At 65.1% G+C, this 16,278-nt stretch carries 13 protein-coding genes and 1 tRNA gene; 8 read left to right on the top strand and 6 right to left on the bottom strand.

What is annotated here, in order from left to right; genetic code table 11:
* Positions 1–3: 3 nt before the first annotated feature.
* Both LPB04_RS21480 and LPB04_RS21475 read right to left on the bottom strand, forming a co-directional pair.
* Positions 4–201 carry a YbdD/YjiX family protein gene (locus LPB04_RS21480; RefSeq protein ID WP_193686474.1) on the bottom strand — a complete coding sequence of 66 codons (198 nt, stop codon included), beginning with the start codon at positions 199–201 and terminating at the stop codon, positions 4–6.
* A complete protein-coding gene (locus LPB04_RS21475) occupies positions 201–2,267 on the bottom strand; it encodes a carbon starvation CstA family protein (protein WP_193686473.1) in 2,067 nt (688 codons plus the stop codon). Before LPB04_RS21475 ends, LPB04_RS21480 begins: the two co-directional genes overlap by 1 nt.
* Positions 2,268–2,538: 271 nt before the next feature.
* Between LPB04_RS21475 and LPB04_RS21470 the strand changes: the two genes are divergently transcribed.
* The 3 genes from LPB04_RS21470 (at position 2,539) to LPB04_RS21460 (ending at position 6,047) form a co-directional block, all read left to right on the top strand.
* Complete coding sequence (locus LPB04_RS21470; protein ID WP_193686472.1) at positions 2,539–3,705, top strand: HDOD domain-containing protein; 1,167 nt, start codon at positions 2,539–2,541, stop codon at positions 3,703–3,705.
* A complete protein-coding gene (locus LPB04_RS21465; protein WP_227496525.1) occupies positions 3,698–5,767 on the top strand; it encodes a putative bifunctional diguanylate cyclase/phosphodiesterase in 2,070 nt (689 codons plus the stop codon). Before LPB04_RS21470 ends, LPB04_RS21465 begins: the two co-directional genes overlap by 8 nt.
* A 190-nt stretch (positions 5,768–5,957) precedes the next feature.
* Positions 5,958–6,047, top strand: a tRNA-Ser gene (locus LPB04_RS21460).
* A 200-nt stretch (positions 6,048–6,247) separates the two neighbouring features.
* On the opposite strand, the gene LPB04_RS21455 is transcribed toward LPB04_RS21460, so the two are convergent.
* Positions 6,248–7,945: a class I SAM-dependent methyltransferase gene (locus tag LPB04_RS21455; protein WP_193686471.1), complete on the bottom strand. Its 1,698-nt coding sequence runs from the start codon at positions 7,943–7,945 to the stop codon at positions 6,248–6,250.
* A gap of 270 nt (positions 7,946–8,215) precedes the next feature.
* Between LPB04_RS21455 and LPB04_RS21450 the strand changes: the two genes are divergently transcribed.
* The 3 genes from LPB04_RS21450 (at position 8,216) to LPB04_RS21440 (ending at position 11,669) form a co-directional block, all read left to right on the top strand.
* Complete coding sequence (locus tag LPB04_RS21450; RefSeq protein ID WP_193686470.1) at positions 8,216–9,931, top strand: sensor domain-containing diguanylate cyclase; 1,716 nt, start codon at positions 8,216–8,218, stop codon at positions 9,929–9,931.
* Positions 9,932–10,058: 127 nt separating this feature from the next.
* Positions 10,059–11,135 carry a porin gene (locus LPB04_RS21445; RefSeq protein ID WP_193686469.1) on the top strand — a complete coding sequence of 359 codons (1,077 nt, stop codon included), beginning with the start codon at positions 10,059–10,061 and terminating at the stop codon, positions 11,133–11,135.
* A 102-nt stretch (positions 11,136–11,237) separates the two neighbouring features.
* Positions 11,238–11,669 carry a hypothetical protein gene (locus tag LPB04_RS21440; RefSeq protein WP_193686468.1) on the top strand — a complete coding sequence of 144 codons (432 nt, stop codon included), beginning with the start codon at positions 11,238–11,240 and terminating at the stop codon, positions 11,667–11,669.
* A 216-nt stretch (positions 11,670–11,885) separates the two neighbouring features.
* On the opposite strand, the gene LPB04_RS21435 is transcribed toward LPB04_RS21440, so the two are convergent.
* The 3 genes from LPB04_RS21435 to LPB04_RS21425 all read right to left on the bottom strand — a co-directional run bounded on the left by LPB04_RS21435 (position 11,886) and on the right by LPB04_RS21425 (position 14,543).
* Positions 11,886–12,932, bottom strand: coding sequence for an SDR family oxidoreductase (locus LPB04_RS21435; RefSeq protein ID WP_193686467.1), 1,047 nt, complete (start codon positions 12,930–12,932; stop codon positions 11,886–11,888).
* A gap of 122 nt (positions 12,933–13,054) precedes the next feature.
* On the bottom strand, positions 13,055–14,077 hold the full coding sequence (locus LPB04_RS21430; RefSeq protein WP_193686466.1) for a sulfate ABC transporter substrate-binding protein: 1,023 nt from the start codon (positions 14,075–14,077) through the stop codon (positions 13,055–13,057).
* Positions 14,078–14,330: 253 nt separating this feature from the next.
* Entirely contained in the window at positions 14,331–14,543 is a 213-nt protein-coding gene (locus LPB04_RS21425) for a hypothetical protein (protein WP_193686465.1), read from the bottom strand.
* Positions 14,544–14,678: 135 nt separating this feature from the next.
* Between LPB04_RS21425 and LPB04_RS21420 the strand changes: the two genes are divergently transcribed.
* Both LPB04_RS21420 and LPB04_RS21415 read left to right on the top strand, forming a co-directional pair.
* Positions 14,679–15,413 carry a phosphatase PAP2 family protein gene (locus tag LPB04_RS21420; RefSeq protein WP_193686464.1) on the top strand — a complete coding sequence of 245 codons (735 nt, stop codon included), beginning with the start codon at positions 14,679–14,681 and terminating at the stop codon, positions 15,411–15,413.
* Between the two features lie 13 nt (positions 15,414–15,426).
* Complete coding sequence (locus LPB04_RS21415) at positions 15,427–16,263, top strand: metallophosphoesterase family protein (RefSeq protein ID WP_193686463.1); 837 nt, start codon at positions 15,427–15,429, stop codon at positions 16,261–16,263.
* Positions 16,264–16,278 lie beyond the last annotated feature (15 nt).

Below are 16,278 nucleotides of genomic sequence, written 5' to 3'. Positions count from 1 at the left end.
GTGCTAGCAACATCCCCCGCTGCGGCCGGACCCATAGCGCGCTTCCTGCCGTTCGCGGAAAAACTCCTCGTAGGTCATCGGCGTCTTGTCCGGATGCTCGCGCTCCATGTGCGCGAGGTAGGTGTCGTACTCCGGCAGGCCGACCATCAGGCGCATGCTTTGCCCGAGGTAGCGGCCGGCCTGGGCGAGGGTGGCGAACATCACTGCACCTGTGCGGCCGGTGCAGCGACGAAGGCCGACTCCTTGACCGTCGGGTTGCGGTCATTGCGGGCATTGAGCACCGTGCGGATGCCATAGAACAGCACCGCGAGCACGACGACCATGAAGAAGCCCGCCAGCGTCGCGTCGACGTAATCGTTGAAGATGATGCGGCGCATCTGGTCGAGCGACTTGGCCGGCGCCAGTACCTGGCCCTGGTCGAGCGCGGCCTGGAACTTCCGGGCGTGCGCGACGAAGCCGATCTTCACGTTTTCGTGGAAGATCTTCTGCCAGCCCGCGCTCAGGGTGCAGATCAGCAGCCAGATGGTCGGCACCACGGTGACCCAGGCATACTGGCCGCGCTTCATCTTGAACAGGACCACGGTGCCGAGCACGAGGGCGATACCGGCCAGCATCTGGTTGGCGATGCCGAACAGCGGCCACAGGGTGTTGATGCCGCCCAGCGGATCGACCACGCCCTGGTACAGGAAGTAACCCCAGGCCGCGACGCACAGGCCCGTGGCCAGCAGGTTGGCCGGCAGCGATTCGGTGCGCTTCAGGGCCGGGACGAAGGCGCCCAGCAGGTCCTGCAGCATGAAGCGGCCGGCGCGCGTGCCCGCATCGACGGCGGTGAGGATGAACAGGGCCTCGAACAGGATCGCGAAGTGGTACCAGAAGGCCATCATCGTCTTGCCGCCCACGACATTGGCCAGGATGTTGGCCATGCCGACTGCCAGCGTCGGCGCTCCGCCGGCGCGCGAGATGATGGTGTGCTCGCCCACGTCTTTGGCGGTCTGGGTCAGGATCTCGGGCGTGACGACGAAGCCCCAGTTCGATACCGCGGCGGCAGCCGATTCGGCCGTGGTGCCAAGCAGGGCGGCCGGCGCGTTCATCGCGAAATACACGCCCGGGTCGATGGTCGAGGCGGCAACCAGCGCCATGATGGCGACAAACGATTCCATCAGCATCGCGCCGTAGCCGATGAAGCGGGCGTGGGTCTCGTCCTCGATCATCTTCGGCGTGGTGCCCGAGGAGATCAGCGCGTGGAAGCCGGAGACGGCGCCGCAGGCGATGGTGATGAACAGGAAGGGGAACAGGTTGCCCGACCAGACCGGGCCGGAGCCGTCGACGAAGCGGGTCACGGCCGGCATCTGCATGTGCGGGGCGACCAGCAGGATGCCGATGGCGAGGGCGCAGATGGTGCCGATTTTAAGAAAAGTGGACAGGTAGTCGCGCGGCGCCAGCAGCAGCCAGACCGGAATCACGGAGGCGATGAAGCCGTAGCCGATCAGCATCCAGGTCAGTTCGGTGCCGGTGAAGGTGAACATCGGGCCCAGGGTAGGGGAGTCGTGCACCCACTGGCCGCCGACGATGGCCAGCATCAGCAGGATGAAGCCGATGAAGGAAATTTCGCCGATGCGCCCGACGCGCACATAGCGCGAATAGACGCCCATGAAGAGCGCGATCGGGATCGTCGCCATCACGGTGAAGCTGCCCCAGGGCGAGCCGGTCAGGGCTTTCACGACGATCAGCGCCAGCACCGCGAGGATGATGACCATGATCATGAAGGTGCCGAAGAGGGCGATGATGCCCGGGATTTCGCCCATTTCGGATTTGATGAGGTCGCCCAGCGAGCGGCCGTCGCGGCGCATCGACATGAACAGGACGATGAAGTCCTGTACCGCGCCGGCGAACACGACGCCGGCCAGGATCCACATCATGCCCGGCAAATAACCCATCTGCGCGGCCAGGACCGGCCCCACGAGCGGTCCTGCGCCTGCGATGGCAGCGAAATGGTGCCCGAACAGCACGTATTTGTTCGTCGGCACATAGTCGAGGCCGTCGTTGTATTTATAGGCGGGGGTCTGGCGGCCCGGGTCGAGGCCCATCACCTTGGTGGCGATGTAGAGGCTGTAAAAACGGTAGGCGATCAGGTAGACGCAGACTGCGGCCGCCACCACCCAGACGGCGTTGATGGACTCGCCACGGCGCAAGGCAACGTAAGCGAGCGCACCGGCGCCGAGGAGTGAGAGCGCCGCCCAGCCGAGTCGATTTCCGAGACGATTCATTGGTGGCTCCTTAGATTTTTTCGGAGGGTGCGGCGCATCCGCCACGCTGTTCAGTTCGCTAGCGCGGCGGATGGCAATCCGACCCATATCTTGCCTTATTATGGAAACGGCAAGCGCATGATTCTAACTGCCGGTCATACCAATTCGCCTACGTAATAACACGTAGTAAATACAACGTAAATGTATCCATAAAGAAACATTTTCATTGCTTTTGATCATTTGGTCGACTAATATTGCTCGACTAATATTGTCCGACACCTAAAAGACGCCGATGGCTTTGCTGGACCTTCCCCCCGCCCCAACCGTGCGCCTGCACCCCGTCGCCAATGGGCGCAACGAGTGGGTGGCGCTCGGAATGGACCTGGGGGCGAACGGCGTGCCGGAGGCCGTGCAGGCGCTGTTCGGTGCGCCGGACTTGCTGGCGGCAATCGCTCCCCTCGACTGCGTGCTCCTGCTGGCCGACCCGGGCCAGCTCACGCCCAAGCTGCTGGCGCTGCTGCCGCCGAACCGGGTGGTGCTGGCCTTTGCCGCCGCCGCGCTGGCGCAGGAGGGCACGGCGCAGCAGTTCTCGAGCCTGATCGACGGCGGCTACCGCCTGATGCTCGATGGCCCGTTGCCGCCGGGCGTGGCGCGTCCCGCCAATTTGCGCGCCGTGTCCATGGATTGCCGCGAGGGTGCGCCGCCCGCCGCCAGCCTGCTGGCGCTGTTCGGGCCGCACCTGGCGCGCGGGGTCGACAGCGCGGCGCGCCTGCTCGAATGCGAGCGCGCCGGCTTCACCTGGTTTTGCGGCGACTATCCGCTGGCGATGGGCGCGGGCGGACACGGCCAGGACGGCACCTCGCGCCGGCGCCTGCTCGCCCTGCTGGCCCTGCTGGTCACCGATGCCGATTCGCGCGACATCGAACTGCTGCTCAAGCAGGACCCCGCGCTCTCCTACCACCTGCTGAAGCTGGTCAATTCGGCCGCCTTTGCCGTCAACACCCCGATCACCGGCTATGCCCAGGCGATCGCTCTGCTCGGCCGGCGCCAGCTGCAGCGCTGGCTGCAACTGCTGCTGTATGCGCGCAGCAGTACCGATGGGCTGCCGAACCTGCTGCTGCCCCTGGCCGCCCTGCGCGCCGCCCAGCTCGAGCTGCTGTGCAAGCGCGACGGCGGCGAGCGCGACGAGCAGGACCTGGCCTTCATGACGGGCGCCTTCTCCCTGCTCGACCGCCTGCTCGGCATGCCGATGGCCGAGATCCTGGCCGACCTGTGCCTGCCCGAACACCTGTGTGCGGCGCTGCTGCGGCGCGAGGGGGTGCTGGGCCAGCGCCTCCTGCTGGCCGAGGAGGCTCCGGATGCCGCGGCGCTGGCGCGCGCCGGCGTCGATGCCGGCACCTGGTGGGACAGCCAGCTGCACGCGCACCACTGGGCGATCCAGGTGGGCCGCAATGTCTGACACGATGCCTGACGCAGCCGTCGGCCACAGCGGCGACTTCGTCGCCTGCAGCGCGGCGCTGAGCGAGGCCGTCATGCGCCTGCGCGGCGACGCCTTGTGCGCAGAACTCGGACGCATCGCGCGCACGCTGCTGGCCAGTCCCGACGGATGCTTCGTCGCCGCCGACCCGCTGGCGCCGACCGGCCTCGAGCCGTTCAGGGCGCCTGCCGGCGTGCTGGCGCACGAGATCCATGCCGACGGCGCCTATTATGGCCGTTATGAAATCGGCGGCCGCATCGATTACGACGAACAGGACCGTCGTCACCTGGCGGGCCTGGCGGCGCTCACCGGCACCCTGCTGCAGGTCCATTCGCTGGCGCGGCGCGCGACGCACGCCTACGCCGGCATCGAAGCGCAGCTGGCGCACCAGTCGCAGATCCTCGATCAGATCCACGAATCGGTGCTGACGCTCGACCTGATGGGCTATATCACCAGCTGGAACGGCAGCGCCGAGCGCCTGTTCGGCTACTCCTCGCTGGAGGCGGTCGGCAAAAGCATCCTGTTCCTGTACGTCGACGAAGACGAGAGCATTCCGGACGTGTTCGCGGAAGGCGGCGGGCGCCTGATGGAAGTGCGGCGCAGGAAAAAATCGGGAGAGGTGTTCTGGGCCAGCCTGTCGCTGTCGCCCCTGCGCGACCTGGAAGAGCGGCCGGTCGGCCTGATCGCCTACCTCACCGACATCACCGAGCGCAAACGCGCCGAAGAGCGGCTGCACCACCTGGCCTACTACAACGAGTTGACCGGCCTGCCGAACCGCACCCTGTTCGCGCGCCTGGTCGACCAGGCGCTGATGGTCGCGCAGCGCAACGAGGCAACCGGCTGCGTGCTGTTCATCGACCTGAACCGGTTCAAACTGGTGAACGACACCCTCGGCCGGCGCGTCGGCGACGAGCTGCTGCGCCAGGTCGCCGCGCGTTTTCGCAGCACGCTGCGCGAGGAAGACGTGGTGGCCCACCTGGCCGGCGACGAATTCGCGGTCGGCCTGTTCGACATCCGCCAGCACTTCGAGGCGACCACGGTGGCCCAGAAGCTGCAGTTGGCCCTCGATGCGCCTTTCCTGATCGAAGGCCACGACCTGCGCGTCGGCGCCAGCGTCGGCATCAGCGTGTTCCCGCAAGACGGCATGGAGGCCGAGGCGCTGCTGCGCATGGCCGACATCGCGATGGCGCGCGCGAAAGAGGGCCACGCGGACCCGGACCACAGCGTCGCCTTCTACAGCCTCGACATGAACCAGGGCATGCACGAACGCATGCGCATCGAATCCGGCCTGCGCCATGCGCTCGGCCACGGCGAACTGCTGCTGTACTACCAGCCGAAGTTCGAGATCGGCAGCGACCGCATCGTCGGCGCCGAGGCGCTGGTGCGCTGGTTGCATCCCGAGCGCGGCCTGGTGCCGCCCTCCGAATTCATCCCGCTGGCCGAGACCACGGGCCTGATCGTGCAGGTCGGTGAATGGGTGCTGGAACAGGCCTGCGCCCAGGCGGCCGTCTGGCAGCGCGCTGGCCTGCGCCCGTTCCGCCTCGCGGTGAACGTCTCGGCGCGCGAATTCACCGAGTCGCTGCCGACGCGGGTGGCGGCGACCCTGGAACGCTACGAGCTCGACCCGTGCTGGCTCGAACTCGAAATCACCGAGAGCACCCTGATGCACGACATCGACCGCGTGATCGGTATCATGGACCGCATCAACGCGCTCGGCGTGGCGCTCTCGCTCGACGATTTCGGCACCGGTTACTCGAGCCTCTCGTATTTGAAACGCTTCCCGATCCACACGCTGAAGATCGACCGCTCGTTCACGACCGGGATTCCGCTCGATGCCAGCGACTGCGCGATTGCCAGCACCATCATCAGCATCGGCCGCCAGCTCGGGCACCGGGTCATCGCGGAGGGCGTGGAGACGCTCGACCAGCTCTCGTTCCTGCGCGATTCGGGTTGCGACGAGGTGCAGGGTTACCTGTATGCGGCGCCGCTGCCGGCGGCGCGCTTCGAGCAGGGGCTGCGGGATAACTGGTTACTGGTAGAGTAGGGCGCGGTTCGCTTTTGCAGGGTGGGCCGGGCCGCGGACGGCTCCGCCCACGCGGTGACAGGCAAATGTCGAGTCGTCTGGCCCGTGCCGGCATCGATAGCGCTGCTTGCCGCTGTGCTTCCTTTATTGTCCCGCCGCCCGTCGATTGCCTGCCGTCAGCAGAGTGATTTATGTATAATGCCGGACTTCAGGAAGCGTGGCCGAGTGGTTGAAGGCAGCAGTCTTGAAAACTGCCGACGGGGGAACCCGTTCGTGAGTTCGAATCTCACCGCTTCCGCCAGGAAATAAAAGAAACCGCCCTCGGGCGGTTTTTTTATGGCCTGGCGGAAGCGAGGGAAGCGTCTGCGCGCTTCCCGTGTGAGATTCGAAGGGCTGGGCGTACTTCGCCCAGCCCTCCTCGAATCGCCCATTTGCTGCCCGCCAGGCGGGCAGCGCCGCGCGCCAAGGGCGCGCGTGATAACTCTGGCTAGCTGTATTGGCTCAGGCAAACTGCAGCGGCTCCCAAGCTCGCAAGCCCTGATCCTTCGCCAGCCGAATACGCTGCACCTTCATCGCATCGATCAGCTCCGGCGACGACGCAGAGCCCTGCAGCATTGGCAAGGTCTGCTCCGCTTCGACGAAAAACCGATCCCGCACATCCGTCCCGGTCGACAGAAACGCCTGCTCCCACCATTCGGTAATCCTCTCGCTGGCCCGTTCCAGGGCCGCCTGCGTTACCAGGCGATTCGACTTTTCGTTATTGATCCGTTTCGATGCCGGCATCAGGTTCCAGGCGTCCCCGCAGGGCCAGGCAGCAAACGGAAAACAGTGGTCGATGTCATAGTCATCCCGTAGCCGCTGCCCCGACCACACACAGTAGACGGACTTGCCTCCCGTGCGGAGCCGTTCGACTGCAGCGCGCGCGAATCTGGTATCGCGCTCGGGATCTGCCCATGCGAGGAGGGAATACGCGACTTGCCGGATGTCCGGGGCGAGTCGCCCGGCGTAGGAGTCCATTAGCCGAACCCATTCCTCGACGAGGACAGGTTCGACCCACACGTTGTAATGGCTAAGCGCATCCCAGATACCGAGCGGAACATGGAATTCGCCAAAGCTCCACAGGAATGGTTCATCGATCCGGAGCGTCGACGGTGTCGGCGTGCGCCGCAAGTGCGCGATGTGGAAGATGTTCTCGTCACTGGCCGGCCAGCGCAGGTACTTGACCGGCATCTCGCGTATCAGCCTGGATATCTCCCACAGGCTGCCGTGAAGATGTCGCGCGATGTCGTCGCTGAACTCCATCCCCGCACGAAGATCGACCGGTCGGACGAGACGCAAGGCAGTAAAGCTGTTGGTCACGAAGCCGGGCCCTTTGCCCGCCTTGTTCATCGGCATTTGCGGCAACCCGCCTTCGATGAGCGGCTTGTACATGCGCAGCCAGAAGAGGGCCACGAGTCCCATCGGCAGGACGACGAACTCCGGTTCGTGGCGCGCCGCCCCTGCCGCGCTATCGGCGATCCTGGCCAGGATGCGCAGCAGTGCAATCTTGTACGTCGATGCCTTCCCGTCCGTCAGCACCAGGTGACGCAGGAGGGGAAGTGCACCCAAGCCATCGTCAGGCAGGCCCAACACCACAGTCGTCCAAGAGATACCCGCGCGCCCCAGTTTGTCCGGGCTTTCGTGCGTGCGTACCAGCCGCAGACCGAATTGCTGGGCGAGGGCTGATAGTTCCGGCAGCGTCACCTCATACATGGCGCGATCGGGATCGGGCGGGCCGATGCGAAGGCTGATGGCGATACGGCCGTTCGGTGATAGCAAGGTGGCCAACTTGCGCAGCGCGCGCTGGCGCGAGGCCGGCGGCAGGTGCATCCACACCGCCGACAGCAGGATCAGATCGAAGGTGAGACCGAGCCGCCTTGATTGAGCCAGATCAGGCAGGCTGTCGGCCACCCAGTGGATGCGCGGCGAGGGGTGGCGCTGGCGGGCGAGCGTGCGCATTGCTTCCGAAGGCTCGACGGCCACCACATCGTATCCCTTGGCTGCGAACCACGCAGCGTCCCGGCCCGAGCCGGCGCCGATGTCAAGGATCGTTGCACCCGGCGGTGGCAAGGAGTCGAGCAGCATCGGGTGCACATCCTCGAAGCGTAGAGACTCGTATTGGCCAACTAGCTGTTCTGCGTTCTGTTCGTAATGGGCCATGGTCTGCGCGTGAGTTTCGGTAGCTTTTGTTGACTCATGGATTGTACGTCGAAGCAAGCTCCTTCATTCAGTCCGCGATCCGGTTGCTCGTCAGAACCGAACCATATGTCAAATCGCTACGCCACGACGAAAAGATCCGTTGGTTTTATGACAGCAACTTTTAACTTTCTATCGAAATATCACAACATATGTGCTTCTGGGCACTAATGGCGTTGTTCTGATGGCACCTCAGGGATATCATTCGCGATTGCCATTAATAAACACTATCGCATGAACAACCCGGCCCGCAGCCCTGTCCGCGCCCCAACGCGCCGTCCCCTGCGCCTGGCAACCCTGGCCATGCTCACGGTCAGCATCGCCGTTACCCTGACGGTCCTGCTGCACTTCGCCCTGGTCAGCCATTTCGCCCACCATCAAGCGCGCAAGGAAGCGCAATTGCGCCTGCAACAGCTGTCCTGGCAGATGCGCGATTCGCTCAACCGGGTGACCGGCAACGCCATCGTCACCGTCAGGCTGCTGGCCGAATTGCCGCAGGTGCGCTCGTTCGGGAATCCGGATGCGACCCGCGGCGTGCTCGAATCCCTGCAGCGCGCCGTGGCCGACTATGCCTGGATCGGCGTGGCGGATGCGAACGGCAAGGTGGTGGCGGCAACCGGCCGCATGCTCGAAGGCGCGCAAGTCGATGCCCGGCCCTGGTTCCAGGCCGGCATCAAAGGCGTGCGGGCGACCGACTATCATCCGGCGCTGCTGCTGAATAAACTGCTGCCGAAGGCCGCCGAGCCGTGGCGCTTCATCGACATGTCGGCGCCGCTGGCCGGCGACGATGGCGTCGTGCGCGGCGTGGTCGGGGTGCACATGAGCTGGCAATGGGTGCGCAACCGCGCGCGCCAGCTGCTGACGCCGGCCCTGCGCGAATACGGCGCCGAGGTGCTGGTGGTGCGCGCGGACGGCACCGTCCTGCTGGGGCCGGAGGCGATGGTCGAGAAGAAATTCGACAGCCCGAGCCTGCGCCTGGCGCTGGCGGGCGAAACCGGCTCGCTGCGCGAGGAGGGACCGGACGGCAAGGCCTATCTCACCGGCTACAGCCGGACCGGCACCGCCGGCGACCCGGCGACACTGGGGTGGGCGGTGCTGGTGCGCCACACGGAAGACGCGGCGCTGGCCGATGCGCGCGCACTGGAGCGGCGCATGATCGGGCTGAGCGTGCTGATGGCCGGCGTGCTGGCGGGCTGCGCGGCGATGCTGGCGCGGCGCCTGACGCGTCCGATGGATGCGCTGGCCGGCGCGATCGAGCAGGCGGTCGATGCGACCCGTGCCGGCGCCCGTGCGGAGGACATCCCGGTGGTGCACGGTTTCCAAGAAGCGCAGGTCCTGTCGCGCGCGATGCGCGAACTGGTGCGCAGCGAAGAGGCGCACCGCAGCGCGCTGGAAACGATGAACCAGCAGCTCGAGAGCACGGTCGCGGCCCGCACCGCCGAGCTGCAGGCCCTGCTGCTGCACGATGCCTTGACCGGGCTGCCGAACCGGCGCGCCCTGATGCAGACCTTGCCCGACGCCATGCACCGCGCCGCGCGTTCCCATAAACCCTGCGCCTTGCTGTTCCTCGATATGGACGGCTTCAAGGGCGTCAACGACACCCATGGCCACGAAGAGGGCGACGAGCTGCTGCGCCAGTTCGGCGCCAGGCTGCTCGAGGCCGTGCGCAAGACCGATATGGTCGCGCGCCTGGCCGGCGATGAATTCGTGGTGGTGCTGGAAGGGCTGAGCGACGCCCAGGATGCGAATGAGAAAGCCGACAGTCTGCTGGCCGTGCTGCGCGCCCCGTACGTCCTGAAACGCGCCGGCGTGAGCGTCGGCGCGAGCATCGGCGTGGCCCTGCACCTGCCCGGCGACCCGCAGGACCTCGACGCCTGGCTGGCCCGTGCCGACGGTGCCATGTATGCCGCGAAGCGCGGCGGCAAGAACGCCGTGGCGCTCGCTGCCTGAGCTTTTTTACAAGATTGTCGGAGCCGGCCTACACAAAGACGAGCCTGAATGGTCAGCCGTATGTGCGACATTCGACAGATGAACTCGCTTTAGAGGGGTAATGTAGAGGCGTAGAGAGGATACGCCGATGCTCAAGCCGTTCATAACGTTTGCAATACTGGGAGGAAGTGCCGCGCTTGCCTGCGCGCAGACCGGGATCACGACCTATGGCGTGCTCGATGCCGGTGTGGTGGGGCAGGGCGGATGCGGCAACACGTGCGCGACCCAGGTCGGCAGCGGAGTGGCATCGGAATCGCATATCGGCATCCACGGCAGGGAGCCGGTCGGCAATGGGACCTCGGCCATCTTCGCGCTCGAGACGGGCGTGCGGGTCGATACCGGCCGCGCCGACCAGCACGAGCGCGCGTTCGGACGCCAGGCCTTCGTCGGCCTGTCCGGCGAATTCGGCGCGATCACGATCGGACGCCAGTACAACCTGCAATACCTGGCGCTGACCGACGTCGCCGATCCGTTCAAGGGCGGCATGGCCGGCAGCGCAGGCAACCTCATCGGTGGCGGGCGCCGGGTCGACAACAGCGTCCAGTACTACGGCGCCCTGGCGCGCGGCATCTCGGCCGGCGCCTCGTATGCCTTCAAGGAGAAGGTCGACACCTCGCCGGCCGGGCGTGCCTGGGGCATGACGGTCGGTATCGAAGCCGGACCGCTGACGGTGCGCGCCGCCCACCAGAGCCTGAACGCCGTGCGCGTCCAGCTCAACAGCAAGACCAGCAACGACAATGTGGCGCGCAATTCGATCCTGGCGGCGAACCTGCGCCTGGGCTGGGGCACCGCCTACGCGGCCTACAGCCTGAGCCGCGGCTGGGCCAGCTCTCCCTTGTTCAATCCCGACAATCCGTACGGCGCCGGGCTCGCGCGTACCGCCTCGACCGACAGCCGCGACGTCCTGCTCGGCCTGGCGGTGCCCCTCAGCGGGCGCACGACCCTGCTTGCCTCGTATATCGTCAAGGACGACCGCGACCTGGCCAACCAGGACGCCATCCAGGCCGCCTTCGGCGCCAGCTACGCGGTATCGCGCCGGACCGATTTCTACGCGGCCTATTCGCATATCGAGAACCGCAACGGCGCCGGCTATACGGTCGGCAACGCCAGTACCCGCGGAAACGGCAATTCCGCCATCAATATCGGCATGCGCCACGCCTTCTAGGCAGCGCCCGCGCGGCACTCCCTGCGCTGCGACGTGCCCGGCCGAATGGCTGTAGCCTGACACTATCCTGAACTATCCGACAACCATCTTCACGGAGGCATCATGACTGGCATTAGCACACTTGATCCGGACAACTTCCCGGAAAGTCCAGACCGTAGCCTTGGCAAGGGCCATGGCACGGACGCACTGGGACCGAGCGATATCTCCGACACCGGCAGCGACGTGGTCGGCGGCCCCGGCTTTTCGACCAACCTCGACGACGACCAGCTGATCCATCTGGACGAAGGCACGACTTCCGACCTGGAAGCGAGCCATGCCGGCGACACCGCGGGACCTGACGTCGGCGACGCCGATTTCTCCGGCGACAGCGACATGGGCGGCACCGGCGAGCGCGCCGCGGCCGGCCGCGACACGGTCGCCAAGGATGGCGCCGACATCGATACCGACCGCATCGAGTCGATTCCCGATTTGCCGCTGACGGAAGAGGATACGGACTTCCTGGCCAGCCGGCCGCCGATCGGCAAGGAGAAGTGACAGCAGGGTTGGCTCTCGAGCCCACGCGGTACGACGCGTGCATATCGACAAGGAGCGCTCAGTACATAGGGTCGACTCCTGAGTCCATGCGGCCGTTCCGCCGCACATTTTTCGACAGGCACGTTCAGCACCGCGTGGGCTCAGGAGCCCACCCAACGTTATTCGGGAAAAGACGCGCACACGGCGCGTCTTTTTCGTTCCGAATGCAGAGACAGCTTACACGCGTCCCAGCCTGCGTCGTGCCACCCCCGGTCCGGCCAGCTTCCAGGCCGCAAGCAGCGCCCCGCCACCCAACAGGGCTGTCACCAGCGGCGTCTTGTTCAGGCTCAGCGTCGTATAGGCCGACGTTTCCTTGACGCTGCGCTCGGTCATCCCCTGGCGCTCGCGCAGCGCATGCGTCGGGTCCGGCGCGTGGAGGGCATCCGGACGGCCGGGCATCTTGTCGTGCTTCGACTTTTGCTGACTGAACATGGTGGCGCGCACATAGCGATCCATCAGGTGCGGCATGCGCGCACGGCTGGCGGAGATGAACCTGGAGGCCCCGCCGACATAGACTTCGCGCTTCGGATGCTGGGCGCAGTACAGGATGGCTTTCGCCACGATCTCGGGCGCATACACCGGCGGCGGCAGCACCGCTTCCTTGTCCATGTAGTTTTTCGCGTGCACGGCGAACATGGTGTCGATCGCGGCCGGCTTGATCAGCGTGACGGAAATCGGCGCCTCTTCCTTTTCCAGTTCCATGCGCAGCGAGTCGGTAAAGGCTTTCACCGCATGCTTCGAGGCCGAATACATGCCCTGCAGCGGCACCGGGGCGTCCGACACTTCGCTGCCGACATTGATCAGGGCGCCGCCGCCGCGCTGCTTCATGCGTTTCACGGCTTCGAGCGAACCGTTGACGACTCCCCAGAAATTGGTCTGGAACAGGCGCTGGTGGTCTTCCAGCGACACCTCTTCCAGCCGGCCGAAGGTGCCGACGCCCGCGTTGTTGACCCAGGTATCGATACGGCCGAAGCGCTCGAGCGCGGTCTGGGCAATCCGCTCGACATCGGGCGCACTGCCGACGTCGGCGGCTACTGTCGCTACCTGGCAACCCTGGCGCCGCAGTTCGCTGGCCAGCTGGTCGAGGGCCTCGCCGTTGCGTGCGGCCAGCACCAGCTTGGCGCCCTGTTCGGCCGCCATGCGGGCCGTGGTGAGGCCGATGCCGCTGCTGGCGCCGGTGATGACGATGACTTGTTCGTTAATGTTGCGGAGTTTTGCTGACATGTCGGCTTCCTTTCCTGGGGTGGTACGGGAAGGACTGCCGCATCGGGCGCCTGGACGGCGCCTGGGCGGGCAGGCCACGAATATCAAATCAACACAGTCGTGGCCATGCCCTGTATTTCAAGTTATTTTTTGCCCGGCTGGTAAACCTGGTCGAAGACGCCGCCATCGGCGAAGTGGGTCTTCTGGGCAGTGGTCCAGTTGCCGGCGACCTGGTCGAGCGTGAACAGCTTGATGCTCGGGAACTGCGAGGCATACTTGCGCGAGAACTTCTCGACCGCCGGGCGGTAGTAGTTCTTGGCGATGATGTCCTGGCCTTCGTCGCTGTACAGGTATTCGAGGTAAGCCTGGGCCACCTTGCTGGTACCCCGCTTCTCCGCGTTCTTGTCAACGACGGCGACAGGCGGCTCGGCCAGGATACTCACCGACGGCGCCACGATCTCGAACTTGCCGGGACCGAGTTCGCGCAGCGCCAGCAGCGCTTCGTTTTCCCAGGCCAGCAGCACGTCGCCGATGCCGCGTTCGACGAAGGTGGTGGTAGCGCCGCGTGCGCCCGAATCGAGCACCGGCACGTTCTTGTACAGCTTGTTGATGAACTCGCGCGCGGTGGCCTCGCTGCCGCCCGGCTGGCGCAGTGCATAGCCCCAGGCCGCGAGATGGTTCCAGCGGGCGCCGCCCGAGGTCTTCGGATTCGGCGTGATCACCGAGACGCCCGGTTTCACGAGGTCGCCCCAGTCCTTGATGCCTTTCGGATTGCCTTTACGCACCAGGAACACGATGGTCGAGGTGTAAGGCGCGCTGCGGTACTTCAGGCGATCCTGCCAGTTGTGCGCGATAAGGCCGCGTTCACTGATAGCATCGATGTCGTAAGCCAGTGCCAAGGTGACAACGTCGGCCGAGAGGCCGTCGATTACCGCGCGGGCCTGCTTGCCCGAGCCGCCATGCGACTGCTTCACCGTGACGTTGTCGCCGGTTTTGGTTTTCCAGTACCTGGCAAAGGCGGCGTCGTAATCCTGGTACAGCTCCCGCGTCGGGTCGTACGAGACGTTCAGCAGCGAAACATCGGCTGCAAGGGCAAGGGGAGCAAATGCGGCGGACTGGGCCAGCAGCGCGGCGGCTACCAGCGAACGGGCGATTTTCTTGAACATGCGTTTCTTCCGGATGAGTGGTGTTGGGTTACCGCTAGGGTAGGGCTCCACCCATCCGAAGAAAACGAATGATTTCAGCTATGGTTATGCGATTTTTAGTGCTTGGAATGGCCTTTGCAGGCCTGGAACGTAACGGGGCCTTGAGAAACCGTAGCGAGCGGAAGGAGTGCTGGCTAAGAAGCGCAGCTGTACGAATGTACAGCGAGCATCGCAGGCCGGCAATCCGACGCGCAGTAGGTTTCTCGAGGTCCTATCAGTGCGCTTTGGAGAGGATCAGGAGCCAGCGGCCGAACAGCAGCACTTCGACGTGGCCAGGCTCGACGCCGGTATCGCATTCCATGATCGGGTTGATCGGGTAGAAGCGTTTGCGGAAGTCACGGGTGATCAGAATTTCGCGGCGTCCGATGCGCATAAGAAAAGGTGCAGGAGCGTATTCCAGGCCGAAAGAGTTGTTCAGAGTGGTCATTGACGTTTCCCTTGTTTGAATTATGTTGGTCAGTGAAAACAGGATAGCACAACTACTGTATAAATCCACAGGTACTGTACATAACAACAGTAAAAATTTTCAACTGTAGTTTTTTTGCCATTGCTGCCCTGCTTGATGAAAGATTCCCTGACGACCCGCCTGCACCGTTTTACAGTCGCCCGCTTTTCGCCGCAGGAGCAGTTCGGCCTGCACCTGACGCTTGGCGTGCTGGTGCTGCTGCTGGCGATGGCCGGCTTCGCGCGCATCGCGGAGGAGGTCTTGACAGGGGCGCCAATTACCTTGCTGGACCTGCGCCTGGCGAACTGGCTGCACCAGCACGCGAACGACAGCAGCTTCCTGCGCAGCTTCCTGTTCGGGATCACCCAACTGCACAGCACGCCCGGCGCCCTCGGCCTGACGGCGCTTGCCGGCTGGTGGCTGGCGCGGCGCGGTGCGCGCCACTGGATGCTGACCCTGGTCAGCGCGGTGCCGGGCGGGATGCTGCTGAACGTGGCGCTGAAGCACACCTTCGTGCGCGCGCGTCCGCATTTCGACGCGCCGATCCTGAGCTTGACGACCTATAGTTTCCCGAGCGGCCACACGATGACGGCGACCGTGCTCTACGGCGTGCTGGCCTGCTACCTGGTGCGCCACGCCCGCAGCTGGCAGGCGCGCGCCGCGATCGTGCTTGCCGCCTGCATCATGGTGCTGCTGGTAGCCGGCTCGCGCCTCTACCTGGGCGCCCATTACCTGACCGACGTGCTGGCGGCCATGCTCGAAGGCTGCGCCTGGCTGGCGATCTGCGTCACCGGCGTGGCGACGCTGCGCCGGCGCCAGGCCGCGCGCGCACGACGATCCGACTATTCATGACCGAGGAATACCGATGCGAACCATTATCCACCTGTCCGACCTGCATTTCGGCCGCGTCGACCAGGCCCTGCTGGGGCCGCTGCGCGACCTGATCCATTCGATCGCACCGAGCGTTGTCGTGATCTCGGGCGACCTGACCCAGCGCGCCCGCAGCGAGCAGTTCGAAGAGGCCAGGGCCTTCCTCGATACCTTGCCGGGGCCGCAGATCGTGGTGCCGGGCAACCACGACATCTCCCTGTACAACGTGTTCCGGCGCTTCGTCAAACCGCTCGACCGCTACAAGCGCTACATCACCGACGACCTCGATCCGATCTATGTCGACGAGGAGATCGCGGTGGTGGGCGTGAACACGGCGCGCTCGCTGACGATCAAGGACGGCCGCGTGAACAAGGAACAGGTCGCCAAAATCCGCGAGCAATTGGCCGGGCTCGATCCGAAGATCACGCGCATCGTCGTCACCCATCACCCCTTCGACCTGCCGACGACCTTCGAGGAAGAAGACCTGGTCGACCGCGCGCCGATGGCGATGGAAGTGTTCGCGGAGTGCGGCGTCGACGTGCTGCTGGCCGGCCACATGCACGTGAGCCATGCGGCCAGCACCGCGTCGCGCTACCAGATCGACGCCTATGCGGCCCTGGTGGTGCAGGCCGGCACGGCGACCTCGACGCGGGGCAGGGGGGAAGTCAATTCCTTCAACCTGCTGCGCGTCGAGCACGAGCGGGTCGAAGTCGACCGCTACGGCTGGGACATGCTGACGAATACCTTCCGCGTCATCGTTACCGAGAAATTCCTGCGCAGCGGGAATGTCTGGGCGCCGGCGTCCGAGGGCATGCTGGCGGCCGGTTTATAAAAAAAAAGGCCGGCA

Source organism: Massilia litorea (assembly GCF_015101885.1).
GTDB lineage: Bacteria > Pseudomonadota > Gammaproteobacteria > Burkholderiales > Burkholderiaceae_D > Telluria > Telluria litorea.
This window is presented reverse-complemented; position numbering and strand designations above follow the sequence as displayed.

Coding starts and splice junctions, on each gene's coding strand:
- LPB04_RS21480 (WP_193686474.1), bottom strand. CDS start 201: ATGTTCGCCACCCTCGCCCAGGCCGGCCGCTACCTCGGGCAAAGCATG.
- LPB04_RS21475 (WP_193686473.1), bottom strand. CDS start 2,267: ATGAATCGTCTCGGAAATCGACTCGGCTGGGCGGCGCTCTCACTCCTC.
- LPB04_RS21470 (WP_193686472.1), top strand. CDS start 2,539: ATGGCTTTGCTGGACCTTCCCCCCGCCCCAACCGTGCGCCTGCACCCC.
- LPB04_RS21465 (WP_227496525.1), top strand. CDS start 3,698: ATGTCTGACACGATGCCTGACGCAGCCGTCGGCCACAGCGGCGACTTC.
- LPB04_RS21455 (WP_193686471.1), bottom strand. CDS start 7,945: ATGGCCCATTACGAACAGAACGCAGAACAGCTAGTTGGCCAATACGAG.
- LPB04_RS21450 (WP_193686470.1), top strand. CDS start 8,216: ATGAACAACCCGGCCCGCAGCCCTGTCCGCGCCCCAACGCGCCGTCCC.
- LPB04_RS21445 (WP_193686469.1), top strand. CDS start 10,059: ATGCTCAAGCCGTTCATAACGTTTGCAATACTGGGAGGAAGTGCCGCG.
- LPB04_RS21440 (WP_193686468.1), top strand. CDS start 11,238: ATGACTGGCATTAGCACACTTGATCCGGACAACTTCCCGGAAAGTCCA.
- LPB04_RS21435 (WP_193686467.1), bottom strand. CDS start 12,932: ATGTCAGCAAAACTCCGCAACATTAACGAACAAGTCATCGTCATCACC.
- LPB04_RS21430 (WP_193686466.1), bottom strand. CDS start 14,077: ATGTTCAAGAAAATCGCCCGTTCGCTGGTAGCCGCCGCGCTGCTGGCC.
- LPB04_RS21425 (WP_193686465.1), bottom strand. CDS start 14,543: ATGACCACTCTGAACAACTCTTTCGGCCTGGAATACGCTCCTGCACCT.
- LPB04_RS21420 (WP_193686464.1), top strand. CDS start 14,679: ATGAAAGATTCCCTGACGACCCGCCTGCACCGTTTTACAGTCGCCCGC.
- LPB04_RS21415 (WP_193686463.1), top strand. CDS start 15,427: ATGCGAACCATTATCCACCTGTCCGACCTGCATTTCGGCCGCGTCGAC.